Genomic DNA, 16,698 nt, shown 5'->3' with positions numbered 1-16,698 from the left:
AACTGGCTATTTTGATTCGCGCTTATCGTGCGGTTTACGTTTATTCTTAGGCACGTAATTTAAAATTGAAATTGGTACTGGCTTTCTTGGCGCAAAACCTTCAATTTCCACTCGCTCTAGCAAGTGCCCTAAACGACTTTCAATCATGCAGAGGTTCTTAAAGTCGTCTTTTGAAACCAGTGATATCGCCTCACCTTTCGCGCCAGCACGACCTGTACGACCAATACGATGTACATACTCATCCGCTGGGTAAGGTAAATCGTAGTTGATGACAACTGGCAGATTATCAATATCAATACCGCGCGCAGCAACGCCGGTTGCGACTAAGTACTGGATTTCACCCGCTTTAAACTTTTCTATTAATTCCTGGCGAACACGCTGATTACGGCCACTGTGGAATGCTTCTGCCACAATGCCACGTTTCTCAAGTTGGCTTACCAGTTTGGCTACACCGTGTTTAGTTTCAATAAATACCAGTACTTGCGACCAGTCATTTTCTTTAAGCAAGTGACTTAACAGCGACGACTTCATGTCTTTATCGACGGCCGTGATCCACTGTTTAATATTTGATTTTGAGGCACTGTGCTTTGCAATCGTGATCTCTTCAGGATCAATAATCGCATTTTTCGCCAAGTCACGAACAGGGTTAGATAACGTCGCTGAGAACAGCAAACTTTGCACATGTTCTGGCATACAGTCGACGATTTTGTCGATCGCATCGATGAATCCCATATCCAACATTTTGTCGGCTTCATCAAGCACTAGCATTTCCACTTCATCAAAGTGAATCGCGCGTTGACCGTACAGATCAATCAAGCGCCCAGGCGTGCTTACCACAATATCGACACCCTCGATCAAGGCTTGTTTTTGTGGTGCATAATCCACACCACCAAACATCGCCATTGAGCGTAATGGTAAGTTTTTACCATAAGCTTCAATACTTTGATGAACCTGAAGCGCAAGTTCGCGTGTTGGCGTTAGGATAATCGCACGAGCGCGTTTTTTACGTTGCGTTTCGCCTCGACTAAGCTTTTCTAAGATTGGCAGAACAAAACTGGCCGTTTTACCTGTGCCCGTTTGCGCTGCTGCAATTAAATTGCGGCCACGCAATACGATTGGAATGGCTTTTTGTTGGATAGAAGTGGGGTTTTCATAACCTAGCGCTTTTACTGCATCAGCAATCGATGCGCTTAAACCAAGCTTAGAAAATGGCATAGAAAGGTCTCAACAGAGGAAATGGGCGCGTAGTGTATCAGAATCCCCGTGAAGTAACAGAAGGATTCATGCGCGAAAAACTAGGAACATGACACAATCTTAGCCCATGAAATTGGGCTGCAAACCTTTTTCTAGTTTTTTCCTCACTTTGTAGGAAACATCATTAAGCGTGATTTTCCCCGTGTTGTGGCGGTCGATACCTGCATTCTGTCGATAGGCAATTGAGCCTTGTCTGAACAAAACGAAAGACGGCGGTTTGCCAATCGCAGCAGGGTAGAGAATGGCCATGTAAGCATCTTCTAGGCTATTAATTTTATTTCGATAGGGCCAATAGTACGCTTTCACATAGTCAAGTTGTTCAAGCGCGCTCATTCTCGCAAGAGTCTTTGTGTTCACTCCTAATGACTCTGCGGTAGAGGGCATAAATTGAATTAACCCTGTAGCCCCGCTTCCGGAACCATTTTTGATGCTTGGACTGAAAGTTTCAGCAGTTTCAAATGCCATGCACGCCATAAGATGATTAGGATTGATCTTTAGCTCTTTACTAATACGGATGACTTTAGATTTGAACTCTGGAGAAACTTTACCTCCCCACGCTACCGCGTTCTCGGGATCTGCAATCGAAGAGACCGTTGATGCGTCATGTTCTTCGACAATTTTAGAAAGTAGAGGAAGCGTTTGGCGTAGTCGATGGCTCGAACTCACCAAGCGAATTGATTTGGTAAGAAACTTGTCTTTTTTTTGATGTAGTTTTTGGAACTTTACTAACTTATACAGTTGCTTATAAACCGTTTTCACAACGAAGCCGGATGTAGGGAACACTCCCAGAATGTAATCCATTTCCTACAAATTTAATATAAATATCAGCAACAGGAACTCTAGACGTGATCAATGTCACCATAAAAATTCTCAAATTCGATACACACCGATGTAAGTGGTCAATGTGTCTCCAACACGCTAGAAGTAAAAGTAAAGAGGCATTAAAAAGGTCTTACCAATTTTTTGGTAAGACCTAGGTTTACTGATTCTCGGATAAGCGAATGTATATTCTTACAGTTCAGCTTCCCGAACCAGTTCTGCAAGCGTCGACAAACGCTGCTCACTTTGTTTTACGTAAGGATTATTCGTATCCCAAGCATATCCAGCCAAAATCGCACTAATCATCTGTTTAATACGTGGGTTCGGTTTTTGATAGAAAATCACATCTTGCAACGTGCCGTTGTACCAGCCTTCCACATAAGTGCGGAATGTGTTCACTCCCACCATTAAGCGTTGCGAGTACTCTTCTTGCCAATCAACCTTTTCACCATTCAGCTGACGAACCACGCAGTCCGCTGCAAACTCTGCCGATTTCATGGCGATAGTGACACCCGATGAAAATACAGGATCAAGAAACTCACCTGCATTACCAAGCAACGCGTAGTGCTCTGTCGCTAAACGTTTGACGTTAGCAGAATAGCCACCCAACTCGCCTGCTGGATTCGGGTAATTCGCATTTCGCAACAAAGAAGCCAAACCCGGCTCTTCATTGGCTAACTGCTGCAACGCTGCAATCTTATCTTCTGGGTATTGTTCGAAAAATTCTGGCTCACCCACCACACCAAACGAACAAGTACCATTAGAGAATGGGATTAGCCAGTACCATACGTCGTGATTTTCAGGATGAACTGAAATTAAAATTTTGTTGCGATCGTATTCCGGCTCTTGGGGAGAGATATGATCTTCGATATGGGTAAAGATCGCTTTTCTAGGCGGAAGACAAGAAGGTTCTTCTAGCTCCAACAAGCGTGGCAAAACACGCCCAAAGCCACTTGCATCCAACACAAAATCTGCTTCGATTTGATAAGCCTTCTTATTTGAGTCGAGCACTTCTAATCGAGACTTTTTCCCTTCAAACACTAGGTTGAGCAGCTCATGCTGATAGCGAATCTCTACGCCTTGCTCTTCAGCGCTATCTGCCAATACTTTATCAAAGTTGGCACGTTGAACCTGAAACGTCGTGCCCGGTCCTGGCGTGTATTTGTTTGTAAAGTCGAACTGGGTGTATACGCCATTACGACGAAATGCAGCACCATCTTTATACTGGAAGCCAAACTGCTTTACTGCATTGGTCATTCCTGCTTGTTCAACAACTTCCATACATGCAGGGAGCAGGCTTTCTCCTATAGAAAAGCGTGGAAAAGTCGCTTTTTCTAAGACAACAACATCTATGCCACGCGATTTTAATAAGGCAGAAACGGTTGAACCTGATGGCCCCGCTCCTACGACAACAACTTGCTTGAGCTCTGTTTTCATTCTGAATTTAGTTTGCTTGTAGTTTTAATAAGGTATGACCAAGGCCAATATTGTCGGTTCTTTCAACGACAGATAAACCTGCCGCTTCGACAATTTCTAAGAAATCATCACTGCGATAAAAGCGACTATTACCGTTAGCTAAACAGGTAAAATAAAGAGAAGTGGCATTAAGGCTATAGGAAGCTCCCGCGTATTTTTGAGCATCCCAAAACAGCTCCAATACGTAAATAGTATCTCCCTTCGTTAACTGGGCTTTAACTTTTTTAAGGATATTGAGGATCTCAATTGGGGAAAAGCAATCCAAGAACTGGCTCATCCACCATACGTCAGCGTGTCCAGGCAATGTTTGTGCTTTATCCAGCATGTTTGCAGGGTATGGACGTACACGCTCGACGAACTGGTTTTCTGAAACATTCTTCATCGCTACTTCTAATTGCTGTGGTAAATCAACAATCGTCACTTGAACGTCAGGGTCATGTTTACAACACTGAATCGCCCATTTTCCCGTATTTCCGCCAATATCCACAAGATGCTTTGGCTTGCTTGCAAATACTTCTTTAAGCAGAAGTGGGAACGAGCGATCCGAATAGAAATGATCGAACTTAAACCAGCTCTGTTTGGCTTGTTCTGGTAACGTCGATAGACCTTGATAGATGGTCTCCCAATTGCCCAACTCTTTCAAACCAGACGGTTTACCTTCTTGAATTGCTTCCGTCAAATGCATCATCGCGGCGTAACAAACATCTGCCGTAAAATCCATGTTTGCATTCGTCATACCATCATGAAGAAGGTAAAAACCAAGGTTTGCAAGCGAATAGTTAGGTCGTTCCCATAAAACAATATGCGCACTAATCGCCATATCCAACAGTACTTTAACACCATATTCTGATACTCCCGTTTTCTCGGCAATATCTGTAGCACTCATGCCTTGAGCGCCAGCGCTGTCTAAAGCGGCTAAAATACCTAAATCTCGAAGCGTTTTGGCGGTCTGGAACACGATTGGTGCAAAAGATAACTTCTGAGCTTCTGTCTTCGCTTCAAAAGCATTAAAAGGGTCATTATTTTGATTTAACACGGAAAAACCTAACTGCAATTAATAGTTTTATTGTTGAGATTGATTGCCCAACAATGCAATAGCTCGCTGAATATCAACATTCAAGTTGTTTACCCAACGATTGTAATTGCGGTGGATTTTGCCATCACTTGCTTTGAGATTTACTGAGTTGAGATAAATAATTGAGTAATATTTATTATTGTATGGGATTTTTACTTCTGCAGAGTGTTTACGAACGTGGATTTTTGCAATAAGAACACCAGGGCTTACTTCTTCGATCGTCCAGCCTCGGTTAGTTGCTGATTGCACTATGGCCATTTTTACTTGTTTATTTTGAAGATCATAAGCAACTGGAGTATCCTCCACATTCATTACAGGTTGTACTCGTCCACAACCAACAAGAAGCAAAGTTAATAATAACGAGACATACAGCTTAAAACGCGACATGATAATTTCCTTTTTATTGTGAATTTGGGTCAACCCCAATTTGTATCGAGCTGTAAAATAAACAATTTAACCCAATATGCCAAACTCGAAGATCAACATTTCGTTCAATATTGATGCGTGGACAGCGAATTCATTCGGTTTATCCGAATCCAATGAATGGAAACAATGGGCAACAGAGATAAAATGGCCAGAAGATGGCAAAATCAATATTGCAAATATTCCTGCGATGATGCGCAGAAGAATGAGCCCACTCAGTAAACTGGCGGTACAAACTGCAATCGAAATGCTTAATCAACATCAAGTTGATTACCTTGTATTTTCAAGCCGTCATGGTGAACTGCATCGCAGCGTCGCACTAGTTGAAGATATAATTAATGGAGAAGAGGCGTCTCCGATGGCTTTTTCTCAATCGGTGCACAATACCGCCGCAGGGCTTGCCACTATCGCAACTAAACAACCCATTCCCCTAACTTCTATCGCTGCGGCAGAAAACACATTCCAAAGCGCAATATTAGAAGCATGGCTGTTTTTGTCCGACAATCCTGACAAAAAAGTACTGCTTGTTGATTTTGATGAGCCTATGCCTGACTCTTATTTAGAATATGAAAACCAACAATACCAAGGGTTTGGACTTGGCTTAATACTTTCTCATGGAGACAAGTTCGCGATACAAAGCTCCATAAACGCAGAACGTTCCGGTCATCCTCTTCCTCAAGGTTTAGTATTTTTGCAACAATACTTGTTAGATAAAAGCCAGTGGACTATTTTCGCTCCGCAACAAGCTTGGGAATGGCACAAAAAATGACTCGCTTAAATCAGTATTGGCGTGTGCTAGCAACAGGCTTTTGTTTTTCAGTATTTGGGTTAGGTGGTTTAGTACTGAGTTTCATTGTTATTCCGACCATTCGTATTTTTGTTTCAGACCAAACGGAACGCGAATATAAAGTTCAGGGTGCGATTCGATATTCATTCAACACATTTTGTAAATTGATGAAGCTAAGTGGCGCAATCGATTATCAAATTATTGGTGCCGATATTCTTCAACAAGATCGTAATTGTTTAATTGTTGCCAACCACCCTAGTTTAATCGATTACGTTCTCATTGCTTCACAATTAAATCGCTGCGACTGTTTAGTAAAATCGGCAATATGGTCGAATCCTTTTATGAAGCACATCGTAAAAGCAGCCGGATATATTCCCAATGAAGCACCGGATGATTTATTAGCACTTTGTGATGAACGATTTAACAAAGGCAACGTGTTGCTTATATTTCCTGAAGGAACAAGAACAACACCAGGTGTAGAGCCGAAATTACAACGCGGTGCAGCACAAATTGCGGTAAGAACAGAACGAGATTTAAGAGTTGTCCATATTACGGTAACGCCAAGTTTCCTCACAAAAGAGAAAAAATGGTATCAAGTACCGGCAACAAAGCCCTTTTTCAGGGTTGAAGTTAAGGATAAAGTTGAGATTACCCCCTTTATAAAGCAAACTACGTCGCCGACAATAGCGGCGCGACGCTTACAACAGCACCTAGCTGAAAACATTTTTCCAGAAAACTTTTATTAATAAGCAGGTCCCAGTGGAACAGTTACACAACGACATTAAGCAACTTATTATTGATGCTTTAAACCTTGAAGATTTAACCGTAGATGATATTGAAACGGATGCACCACTTTTTGGTGATGGACTTGGCTTAGATTCTATCGACGCGCTTGAGCTTGGACTCGCAATAAAAAAACAATACAACATCGTTATTGATGCCGACGACTCAAATACGCGCGAACACTTTGCGTCTGTAGCAAATCTAGCGAAATACGTTTCTTCTCAAACTAATGAATAAGTTGTAGGTATATTCATGACTGATGTAAATAAAGATCAAGTATTTGAACAAGTTAAAGATGCGCTTGTTGAGCTGTTCGAAATTGATGCAGCCGACATTCAATCAGATGCGCACTTATACCAAGATCTCGATCTTGATAGCATTGACGCCGTTGATTTGGTCGTACACCTACAGAATGTCACTGGCAAAAAAATCAAGCCGGCAGAGTTTAGTACAGTAAGAACCGTCGACGATGTGGTTAACGCTGTTACTGAGTTATTGAAGGAAAGTTAATGCGCCAATTGCTGACTGGTCTGTCTGCAATTGTACTGTTTGCCTACCCCTTCGCCGTCTATTTCGGTATAGATAAATTTGGCTTGAACTTAGTTGGGGGCTTGTTAATTGCTGCGTTACTTTTGCGTGTTTTCGTCGCAAATAAGACCCCACTAAAAGAGTTTAAGTTCTTGGCGCTCGTTACGGGCGCTGTTGGCATTGTCCTAATTACGCTTGGCATGGTGTTTAAACAACATGGGTGGCTTCAGTTTTACCCTGTCGTTGTCAATGTATGTATGCTGTGTGTATTTGGACTGAGCTTAAAACAGCCGCAATCGATCATAGAGAGGCTCGCGCGTTTACAAGAACCAGAACTACCGCCAAGCGGCGTTGCTTACACTCGCAAAGTAACGATGGTTTGGTGCGTTTTTTTTGTACTGAATGCCGTTTTTGCCCTCTATACCTGTTTCCTGCCAGTAAAAATATGGACGCTGTATAACGGTCTGATTAGCTACTTACTTGCTGGTAGCTTGTTCGCCGGAGAGTGGATCGTGCGTCAATTTGTTCGAAAGGAACACTAATCGTATGAATACAACGTATTCGAGCTTTACCTCCCTTGCGACCTTGTTCATCGCAGAGAGGTCTGAGCAATCCCCAGTCTCTTACGATCGCGACACGGTTATCACGTGGGGTGATTTCCAGCAGCACGTCGCAACACTTACTCAGCAGTTAGAAACCCAACCAACGCAAAACATTGCGTTGTGTTTTGGCAACAGCTACCTGTTTGCCGTTGGCTTTTTTGCTTGTTGTTATACAGGAAAATCCATTGTATTACCTGGTAATTACCAACTAGAAGCACTCAAAGAGCTCAGTGAGCACTACGATTTGTTGCTGCATGATGCCGATGTCTCGGTTCCAGAATTGGTGAGCTCGCTTTTGATCGAAGCTCAATCATTGCTAGAAACCACCGTGATTAACGAGCCAGAGGCCAAACAACCTTATTTTTGGCGTGAATTAAACCTGGCAGAAATACCAGTAACGCTATTTACTTCGGGTTCAAGCGGCACACCAAAAGCCATTGCAAAAACGCTGAAACAGCTCGACATCGAAGTTTCTATTCTAGATAACCTATGGGGCGACACGGTTGCCAGCACACGCGTTGAAAGCACCGTTTCTCATCAACACATTTACGGCTTGCTGTTCCGCGTATTGTGGCCTTTGTGCTCTGCACGTCCATTTTCAGCACACAACCTTGAGTTCCCAGAGCAAATTGTCCATCACGCTGATGCTGACACCACGCTAGTAAGCAGCCCTGCGTTACTAAAACGACTCAGTGAAGAGCACGATCCGGTTGCGATTCGGTGCGTATTTTCTTCTGGTGGCCCCTTGCCAAACCAAGCGGCGCAGCACAGCCAGCAGTTGTTTCGGTCACTTCCTATTGAAGTTTTTGGCAGCACAGAAACCGGCGGCATTGCTTACCGTCAGCAGCACGAAGCCAGTACTCCCTGGACGTTATTCCCTGGTGTTGAAGCCGAGCTTAACCATGAAAATTGTTTAAAGCTCCGCTCGCCACACATTGATGAAAACACTTGGTACCAAACTGCGGATGAATGCTATTTCCATGATAGTATTTCTTTTGAATTGCGTGGACGCACTGACCGAATCGTCAAAGTCGAAGAAAAGCGTATTTCCCTTGTCGAAGTGGAAAAACGTTTAGAGCAATTGCCGTGGATTCAAGAAAGCGTGGTGATCCCAATGGAAGAATCTGGTCGCCTCACGTTAGTCTCGATCATCGTACTTAACGATCAAGGCAGCGATGTGCTTAATGAACTTGGTAAAGGCAAATTTTGGCTTGAGCTTCGCAAGGCACTGCGCAATTGGCTAGAACCGATCGCTATCCCGAGAAAATTCCGAGTGGTCGACGAAATTCCATTGAACAGCCAAGGCAAACGCCAAGTTGCTGAAATTGAAAAACTATTCCAATAAAGCTAGTAACATGGATAAAAGAAAACCAACTATTCAGAATATTGAAGTGAGTGACCATACCGCGGAGCTGTCGCTGCGAGTGGATGCTGACATCTTAGATTTCCAAGGTCATTTCAATCACTTCCCTCTTTTACCCGGCGTCACTCAAATTGATTGGGCGCTGTTCTACGCCGTTCAACATTTGAATACTCCCAAGGTATTTAAAGGAATGGAAGTCATCAAATTTCAAGAGCCGATTCTGCCAAACGCCGACGTTTGCCTCTCACTCTCTTGGGACAATGAGCGCGAGAAATTGACCTTTAAGTACACATCGACAAACGGTGAAACCTTGGTGGCTCACTCGTCAGGAAAAATGAAACTGGGTGAGTCACGTGAGTGATTATCGCCCCTGCTTTTTAATTCCTTGCTACAACCACGGCAGCACAATTGCAGACGTGGTTGCGTCGTTATCCTCTTTCGCTTTGCCAGTGCTGGTCGTGGACGACGGCAGCAATGAAGACACCAAACAAGCGCTTTCTGCTTTGAGTGAGCAAGGACTGATAAAACTGATTAGTTTGAGAGAAAACCAAGGCAAAGGTGGCGCGGTGATGGCAGGCCTACATCAAGCTCACCAACTTGGTTTTACGCACACCATTCAAATCGACGCAGATGGTCAGCACGACCTAGAAGCATTGCCGAAATTGCTCAGCGCCAGCGAAACAAAACCAGATAACCTGATTTCGGGCCAACCGATATACGACGAGAGCGTACCCAAATCCCGTTTGTATGGTCGCTACGCTACACACGTTTGGGTGTGGATAGAAACCTTGTCACTGTCTATCAAAGACAGCATGTGCGGTTTTCGCGCCTACCCAGTGGCGAAAACGGTCGCCGTGTTGAACAAGTACAGCATCGGCAAACGCATGGATTTTGATATCGAGATTCTGGTGCGAATGTATTGGGAAGGCGTCGACATTGATTTTGTTCCAACGCGCGTGATCTACCCTGAAGGTGGCATTTCCCACTTCGACGCATTGTGGGACAACGTCAAGATAAGCTGGATGCACACTCGCCTATTTTTTGGCATGTTGCCGCGCATTCCTTCGCTACTCGCCAGAAAGCACAGTCACACAGACGACAGCAATGCCCACTGGTCGAAACGAAAAGAACAAGGCACGATTTTAGGCATCAAAACCTTGCTCGCGGTTTACCGCTTGTTCGGTAGAAAAGCGTTCGACCTGATTTTAAAGCTAGTCATGCGCTACTACCACTTCACGGGTAAATCTGCCCGTGAAGCGTCTGAGGTTTACCTGAACAACTTACAGCACTACGCAGCGCAGCAGAACATCGCACTACCAAAACAGTTGGACAGCTATCATCATCTGCTTTCTTTTGGGCGAACCATGCTCGACAAACTGGCTGCCTGGCAAGGTGACTTTAACGTCGATAACCTAACCATTCACGGCCAGCATCATTTCGAAGAGATGGCGCAGAAAAAACAAGGCGTGCTCATTTTAGGCTCGCACCTTGGCAATATCGAACTCTGCCGCGCGCTTGGTCGTCGACACTCTCATGTCAAAATCAACGCCTTGGTATTTACCCAACACGCTGAACAATTTAATGCGGTAATGAAGGCGGTAAACCCAAACTCGGAACTGAATTTGATTCAAGTCAGCTCAATGGGACCAGACACCGCGATTCTGCTTCAACAAAAAATCGAGCAAGGCGAATGGGTGGTGATCGTTGGCGATCGCACTTCTACCAGCAAAGAAAATCGTGTCGTTTGGGCAGATTTTCTTGGTAAACCAGCGCCATTTCCGCAAGGCCCATTCATGCTGGCCTCGGTATTAAAAGCGCCGGTTTATCTACTCTTCGGCCTACGCGACGATGAAGCAAACACTCCGCATTTTAATGTGTACTTTGAACACTTTAGTGACCAAATCACGCTACCGCGCAAGGAGCGTCAGCAGGCACTAGAACACGTTGTTCAACAGTACGCCCACAGATTAGAACACCACACACTGCAAGCGCCGTTACAGTGGTACAACTTTTTTAACTTCTGGACTTTAAGTAATCAGCCACATGACAAACAACAATAATCACAACATCACTTTTGGTGCCCAATCTTTAACCATCGAAGATGTCGTTGCCATTGCTCAAGGTGCAAAGGCAAACATGAACACCTCGCCAGAATTTACCGCGAAAATTGATCGTGGCGTGGCGTTTCTGGAACGATTACTGAAAGAAGAAGGCGTTATTTACGGCGTGACTACCGGTTACGGCGATTCATGTACTGTGGCGATTCCACCCGCTCTTGTGGATGAACTTCCGTTGCACCTTACACGCTTCCATGGTTGTGGCTTAGGTCAAATCCTTTCTCATGAGCAAGCTCGCGCGGTGCTGGCAACCCGTTTGTGTTCATTGTCGCAAGGCGTATCTGGCGTGTCTCACGATCTGTTGAACCAAATCGTTACGCTTATCAACCACGACATTGCGCCGCGTATTCCACAAGAAGGCTCGGTGGGCGCAAGTGGCGATTTAACGCCTCTGTCTTACCTAGCGGCGACCTTAATTGGCGAGCGTGAAGTGCTTTACAAAGGCGATGTGCGACCAACACAAGAAGTGTTTGCAGAGCTGGGCATTGAGCCAATTCGCCTAAAACCAAAAGAAGGTTTGGCGTTAATGAACGGTACATCCGTGATGACTGCCCTCGCCTGTCTTGCCTACAAACGCGCAGAATACCTAGCTCAGCTTTGCACCAAGATTACCGCGATGGTCTCTGTGGGTATGCAAGGTAATGACTTCCACTTTGATGAAGCGTTGTTTGCGGTAAAGCCTCACCCTGGTCAACAGCAAGTTGCGGCTTGGCTGCGTGATGATCTCAATGCTGAGCGTCCGCCACGCAATAGCGACCGACTGCAAGATCGCTACTCGCTGCGTTGTGCGCCACACGTAATTGGCATGGTGCAAGACTCACTGCCTTGGCTACGTCAATTGATTGAGAATGAACTAAATAGTGCCAACGACAATCCAATTATCGATGGCGACAACGAGCGCGTTCTGCACGGCGGTCACTTCTACGGTGGTCATATCGCAATGGCGATGGATACGTTGAAAGTGAACATTGCCAACTTAGCTGATTTGCTGGACCGTCAGATGGCGCAACTGATGGATTACAAGTTCAATAACGGCCTGCCGTTTAACTTAACTGGTGCAGAAGGCGAGCGTAAACCGATCAACCACGGCTTTAAAGCGGTTCAGATTGGTATCTCAGCTTGGACGGCAGAAGCCTTGAAAAACACCATGCCAGCGAGCGTTTTTTCTCGCTCAACCGAATGTCACAACCAAGACAAAGTGAGCATGGGCACCATTGCGGCTCGTGATTGCCTACGCGTACTTGAGTTAACAGAGCAAGTTGCTGCGGCTTCACTCCTAGCAAGCGTTCAAGCGGTTGAGATTCGTCGTCGTCATAACGAATTGGACGAACACCACATGAGTCAGAGTTTGCGAGTAATTCGTGACGCCGTACTGAGCGAGTTTGAATTTGTGATTGAAGATCGCCCGTTAGAACAAGATTTGCGTCATTTCATTGAACGCATTCAGCAACGTCATTGGCCACTCTACGCGGAGGTATAATGCAAGAGCAGGTTCTCTACCCATTAGAAGCGGAGGTGACTATGGTCACCTCATTCCAAGATGCTGACCCGATGGGCGTGATTTATCACGGCAACTTCTTTCGGTATTTTGAAGAAGCGCGTCGTGTGCTGATGGAGAAGATTCAATACAGCTATCGCGATATGCAAAACTCTGGGTATATGTGGCCGATCATCGACACGCGCGTTAAATACGTCAAGGCGATTCCGTTTAATCACACCATTCGTATTACCGCGCAACTCACTGAGTGGGAAAACCGATTGCGTGTGGATTACGTGATTTACGACGCCGAAACGAATCAACGTATGTGCAAAGCGCATACAACGCAAGTCGCCGTATCCATTGAAAAGCAAGAGATGTGCTTTGTGTCTCCAGCAGTCTTTTTAGATAAAGTAGAGCAATGGCACAACCATGGGAGCCTGAGCTAATGCAAAAGTGGTTACTCTCTTTTTTGTTGATATTTTCTGTTCCAGCATTGGCCACACCGACAGCAAACGTAACGGATTTGGCGTCGCTTCAACAGCAGTTGTCTCAGCATGAAATCGTACGCGGAGATTTTACGCAGCAGCGTCATCTGGAAATGTTTAGTCAACCTTTAACCTCTAAAGGTCAGTTCACACTGAGCAAAACACATGGCTTGTTGTGGCAACAAACTGAACCTTTCGCAGTCAATTTGGTATTGACGGAAAACAAACTTCGTCAGACTTTTGCCGACCAAGCTCCGAAAACGATTTCTGCTGAAGAAAACCCAATGGCGTTCTACTTTAGCCATGTGTTTTTATCCGTGTTCCACGGGGATACTTCTGCACTGCAAGAACAATTCACACTCGATTTTTCAGTTGAGAACAATCAATGGCAGCTCGTTTTAGTGCCAAAACAGTCGCCATTAAATGCGGTGTTTCAATCCATCACTCTTTCCGGTAAAACGCACATTGATCGCCTAACCCTACAAGAGCTGCGTGGCGATAAGACCGAAATCACGTTTACGAACCAGACCTCTCTACCTCAGGAACTCACGGATGCCGAAGACGCTCAATTCCGTTTCTAAACTCAGTCTTGGCACTCACACCTTTGCTCTGGTTTGGCTCAATCTCGTTGTTTTAGCGGGCGCGTTGCTACTCAAACAATGGGTTTGGAGTGCAGAATCTCCGATTGAGACCAACATTTTAAAACTGCTGCCGAAGAACCAACAAAACCCGGTGGCTGAGCAAGCCTTTGAGTCGGTCTCGGCAAGTATGAGCGACAAAGTCATTTTCGTGATCACAGCGCCGGACAAAAATGCCCTTTTTGCAGCGGCCACTGAATTTGATAAGGGGTTACGACAAAGTAATCATTTTCGCGATGTGGTGGGAAAAATCTCACCTCAAGAGCAGCAAGCTTGGGCGAGTTACTACTTTAAGCACCGTTTCCAATTGCTGACGCCTGAACAACGAGAGCGTTTAAGCAAAAATCCAGAACAGCAAGTGCAGCATGTGATTCAGTCTCTGTACAACCCGTTTTCTGGAGTGACTGGGCAAGAGTTACAAAATGATCCTTTCTTGCTATTTCGTGATTATTTAAGCCAAGTTACCCAGCAATCGTCCTCTTTCCGATTGGATAACGGCTATCTGTCCGTCGAAAAAGACGGTGCTCAATACTTGCTTATTACTGCCGAACTAAAAGACTCGCCTTATAGCCTAACTGGGCAGCTTGCCGTCCCTGATATTCAAGCGCTAGAACAAAGCGTCGCGCAGAAATATGGCGCTGAAGTCTCACATACAGGCGTTCTATTTTACGCCGACTTTGGTACGCAAAGTGCAAAATCGGAGATCAGTACCATCGGTGTGTTCTCTCTGCTCGGTATCATTGCATTGTTCGTGTTGGTCTTTCGTAGTGTGATGCCACTGTCTCTCGCACTGCTTTCCATCACCATTGGTTTGCTCGTTGCGTTGTCCGTTACGACGTGGATTTTTGGAAAAGTCCATCTGTTCAGCTTAGTGTTTGGCGCAAGTTTAATCGGCGTGTCTATCGACTACGCATTCCACTACCTAACCGAACGCCTTGCGGCGGGAAATGAATGGGATAGCGAGCAAGGGTTAAAGCATATTTTCATAGCGATCACACTTGGCTTAATCACCAGTTTGATCGGCTATTTGGGCATGTTAGTGGCACCCTTTCCTGGTTTGCAGCAGCTTGCGCTGTTTTCATCCATTGGTCTGATTGCCGCTTACATCACCGTGGTGGCTTGGTATCCGATACTGGCTCGTAACCCATCGCGCTCCATTTCGACTTTACCGGGACAATCACTGTTGGCGAAATGGTTAACGCTTTGGAATCAACCTCGAATTAAAGTCGGATTACCGATGTTATGTGTGGTTGCGAGTGGCTTTTTCTTGCTGCAATTGAACTACGATGACGACATTCGTCTGCTGCAAACGATGCCGAACGATCTCAAGCAGCAAGAAACCTTGATTACGACGCTCAGTGGCATGCAATCTTCGCAGCAAATGTTGGTCGTTACCGCCGACGATGACGAAAACCTAATGAAAAAGCTGGAGTCTTTGACACCAACTTTAGAAGCGTGGAAAGCGGACAGCACCATCGAAAGCTACCAGAGCCTGAGCCGCTACTTGAGCTCAGTGGAACGTCAGCAACAAGACTATCAATTGATTCGCGATCTTTACGCGACACAATCCAGCCCACTTACTTCCGGGCTGGGCTTAAGTAAAAAGCCCAAAATGGACGCCGACTTTATCCCTGTTACGGTTGAACAGTACTTGCAAAACCCGGTATCAGCGCCTGTACGTTTTCTTCATTTGGGTAAGATCAAAGGAAAATCGGCAACGGTAGTGGTGTTAAACCAATTGCAAGACTCCGTTGTTGTTAAGGCATTTGCCAAATCACAGTCTGATGTTGTCTACCTAAACAAAGCTGAAGAAATATCCACCCTATTTGGTGAATACCGAATCAAAATCATGGAGCTATTGGCAGCCGCCAGTGCTGTGATCTTTCTGGTATTAATCAAGCGGTACGGTCTGCAACACAGTTGCCGAGTTTTACTGCCATCATTGATTGCTTGCGCCTGCGGTCTGGCAACTGCTGTCGCGATGGGAACAACATTAAACCTGTTCAACTTGCTTGGCTTGGTGCTCATTCTTGGTATAGGGATCGATTACACTCTGTTCTTTGCCGAGAAAGCCCGCAGTGTGAGCACACTATTGGCGATCACCCTTTCGGCAATGACCACTGTGTTGTCATTTGGATTGCTGTCACTCAGCCAAACTCACGCGATTCACAGTTTTGGCATTACGGTGTTAAGTGGTATTTTTGTCGCTTGGCTGCTCTCTCCGATTGCAATTAAAACAGAGGAAACGACGTCATGATTTTCAATCACGCCTTTCGCTGCGCGACGTTATTCGCACTGAGCCTGTTTTTAAGTGCATGCAGCTTGGTCCCTCACCAATCGACGCCTCAGGTCGACATTGCCGAGCACACCCAAGTTAGCTTGCCCACTCCCGCAAGCTTGGGCTATCAGTTGTCTGCCAGTCAGTTAATTACGGCTTCTTGGGCAATAGATGGTAAAACCACATCTGAGCAACTTCCGGTACAACTGCAAGTGACCAACAACGAAGTGGTGCTGGCAGGCTTCTCATCCTGGGGGACAAGAGTACTCTCACTGTCTTACGATGGAGAACAAATTCAAACCGAAGTGCTCAACGGTTTACAAGGTTCGCTACCGCAGCCAGAACAGGTATTATTTAACCTGATGATCACGCTCTGGCCGAGTTCCGCTTGGGAAGGATCGTTAAATGAGGTAAGGTGGCGAATTATTGATAAAAATAATTCTCGCGCCATCTTTGATAGCGACGGTGAAAAGATCATTGAGATTCAATACAGCTCTTCTAACAAGTTAGAGGGTAAGATTGATTTTCATCACCTCAAACATCAGTTTTCAATTTCTATTCAAACACTGCAACATCAGATTAATTAAGAA

General features: G+C 45.2%; 18 protein-coding genes. 13 read left to right on the top strand and 5 right to left on the bottom strand.

Annotated elements, in window-relative coordinates; all coding sequences use genetic code 11:
- Positions 1 to 6: 6 nt before the first annotated feature.
- From R7E29_RS01640 to R7E29_RS01620, 5 genes are all read right to left on the bottom strand, one after another.
- Entirely contained in the window at positions 7 to 1,215 is a 1,209-nt protein-coding gene (locus R7E29_RS01640; RefSeq protein ID WP_213906492.1) for a DEAD/DEAH box helicase, read from the bottom strand.
- Between the two features lie 99 nt (positions 1,216 to 1,314).
- Positions 1,315 to 2,055: a transglycosylase SLT domain-containing protein gene (locus tag R7E29_RS01635; protein WP_081008346.1), complete on the bottom strand. Its 741-nt coding sequence runs from the start codon at positions 2,053 to 2,055 to the stop codon at positions 1,315 to 1,317.
- A 210-nt stretch (positions 2,056 to 2,265) separates the two neighbouring features.
- Positions 2,266 to 3,510 carry an NAD(P)/FAD-dependent oxidoreductase gene (locus R7E29_RS01630; protein WP_054576723.1) on the bottom strand — a complete coding sequence of 415 codons (1,245 nt, stop codon included), beginning with the start codon at positions 3,508 to 3,510 and terminating at the stop codon, positions 2,266 to 2,268.
- A gap of 7 nt (positions 3,511 to 3,517) precedes the next feature.
- On the bottom strand, positions 3,518 to 4,585 hold the full coding sequence (locus R7E29_RS01625) for a class I SAM-dependent methyltransferase (protein WP_005388297.1): 1,068 nt from the start codon (positions 4,583 to 4,585) through the stop codon (positions 3,518 to 3,520).
- A gap of 27 nt (positions 4,586 to 4,612) precedes the next feature.
- On the bottom strand, positions 4,613 to 5,011 hold the full coding sequence (locus R7E29_RS01620; protein ID WP_005382272.1) for a hypothetical protein: 399 nt from the start codon (positions 5,009 to 5,011) through the stop codon (positions 4,613 to 4,615).
- A 76-nt stretch (positions 5,012 to 5,087) separates the two neighbouring features.
- Here R7E29_RS01620 and R7E29_RS01615 point away from each other — a divergent pair, with 76 nt between their 5' ends.
- From R7E29_RS01615 to R7E29_RS01555, 13 genes are read left to right on the top strand one after another with little or no spacing between them, the layout of a single operon-like run.
- Positions 5,088 to 5,816 (top strand): beta-ketoacyl synthase chain length factor, encoded by a 729-nt coding sequence (locus R7E29_RS01615; RefSeq protein ID WP_054576722.1) that lies wholly within the window; start codon positions 5,088 to 5,090, stop codon positions 5,814 to 5,816.
- Positions 5,813 to 6,580 carry a lysophospholipid acyltransferase family protein gene (locus R7E29_RS01610; RefSeq protein WP_005388305.1) on the top strand — a complete coding sequence of 256 codons (768 nt, stop codon included), beginning with the start codon at positions 5,813 to 5,815 and terminating at the stop codon, positions 6,578 to 6,580. Before R7E29_RS01615 ends, R7E29_RS01610 begins: the two co-directional genes overlap by 4 nt.
- Positions 6,581 to 6,593: 13 nt before the next feature.
- On the top strand, positions 6,594 to 6,854 hold the full coding sequence (locus R7E29_RS01605) for a phosphopantetheine-binding protein (protein ID WP_005382278.1): 261 nt from the start codon (positions 6,594 to 6,596) through the stop codon (positions 6,852 to 6,854).
- A gap of 15 nt (positions 6,855 to 6,869) precedes the next feature.
- Positions 6,870 to 7,127 carry an acyl carrier protein gene (locus R7E29_RS01600; protein WP_025766966.1) on the top strand — a complete coding sequence of 86 codons (258 nt, stop codon included), beginning with the start codon at positions 6,870 to 6,872 and terminating at the stop codon, positions 7,125 to 7,127.
- Entirely contained in the window at positions 7,127 to 7,687 is a 561-nt protein-coding gene (locus R7E29_RS01595; RefSeq protein ID WP_054576721.1) for a hypothetical protein, read from the top strand. The genes R7E29_RS01600 and R7E29_RS01595 overlap by 1 nt, the downstream gene beginning before the upstream one ends.
- A 4-nt stretch (positions 7,688 to 7,691) precedes the next feature.
- Positions 7,692 to 9,092, top strand: a complete 1,401-nt coding sequence (locus tag R7E29_RS01590) for an AMP-binding protein (protein WP_054576720.1) — start codon at positions 7,692 to 7,694, stop codon at positions 9,090 to 9,092.
- A 10-nt stretch (positions 9,093 to 9,102) separates the two neighbouring features.
- The gene (locus tag R7E29_RS01585) at positions 9,103 to 9,471 is read left to right on the top strand and encodes a hypothetical protein (protein ID WP_054575205.1); all 369 of its coding nucleotides are present in this window, start codon (positions 9,103 to 9,105) and stop codon (positions 9,469 to 9,471) included.
- Positions 9,464 to 11,170 (top strand): glycosyltransferase family 2 protein, encoded by a 1,707-nt coding sequence (locus R7E29_RS01580; protein ID WP_213906493.1) that lies wholly within the window; start codon positions 9,464 to 9,466, stop codon positions 11,168 to 11,170. The genes R7E29_RS01585 and R7E29_RS01580 overlap by 8 nt, the downstream gene beginning before the upstream one ends.
- Positions 11,154 to 12,707 carry a histidine ammonia-lyase gene (gene hutH, locus R7E29_RS01575; protein ID WP_017448720.1) on the top strand — a complete coding sequence of 518 codons (1,554 nt, stop codon included), beginning with the start codon at positions 11,154 to 11,156 and terminating at the stop codon, positions 12,705 to 12,707. The genes R7E29_RS01580 and hutH overlap by 17 nt, the downstream gene beginning before the upstream one ends.
- A complete protein-coding gene (locus R7E29_RS01570) occupies positions 12,707 to 13,153 on the top strand; it encodes an acyl-CoA thioesterase (protein ID WP_213906494.1) in 447 nt (148 codons plus the stop codon). Before hutH ends, R7E29_RS01570 begins: the two co-directional genes overlap by 1 nt.
- Positions 13,153 to 13,773 carry a LolA family protein gene (locus tag R7E29_RS01565; RefSeq protein WP_017634795.1) on the top strand — a complete coding sequence of 207 codons (621 nt, stop codon included), beginning with the start codon at positions 13,153 to 13,155 and terminating at the stop codon, positions 13,771 to 13,773. The genes R7E29_RS01570 and R7E29_RS01565 overlap by 1 nt, the downstream gene beginning before the upstream one ends.
- Positions 13,745 to 16,087: an MMPL family transporter gene (locus R7E29_RS01560; protein WP_213906495.1), complete on the top strand. Its 2,343-nt coding sequence runs from the start codon at positions 13,745 to 13,747 to the stop codon at positions 16,085 to 16,087. Before R7E29_RS01565 ends, R7E29_RS01560 begins: the two co-directional genes overlap by 29 nt.
- The gene (locus R7E29_RS01555; protein ID WP_054575211.1) at positions 16,084 to 16,695 is read left to right on the top strand and encodes a DUF3261 domain-containing protein; all 612 of its coding nucleotides are present in this window, start codon (positions 16,084 to 16,086) and stop codon (positions 16,693 to 16,695) included. The genes R7E29_RS01560 and R7E29_RS01555 overlap by 4 nt, the downstream gene beginning before the upstream one ends.
- Positions 16,696 to 16,698 lie beyond the last annotated feature (3 nt).

The organism is Vibrio sp. Vb1729 (genome assembly GCF_033338655.1).
Taxonomy (GTDB): Bacteria; Pseudomonadota; Gammaproteobacteria; order Enterobacterales; family Vibrionaceae; genus Vibrio; species Vibrio alginolyticus.
This window is presented reverse-complemented; position numbering and strand designations above follow the sequence as displayed.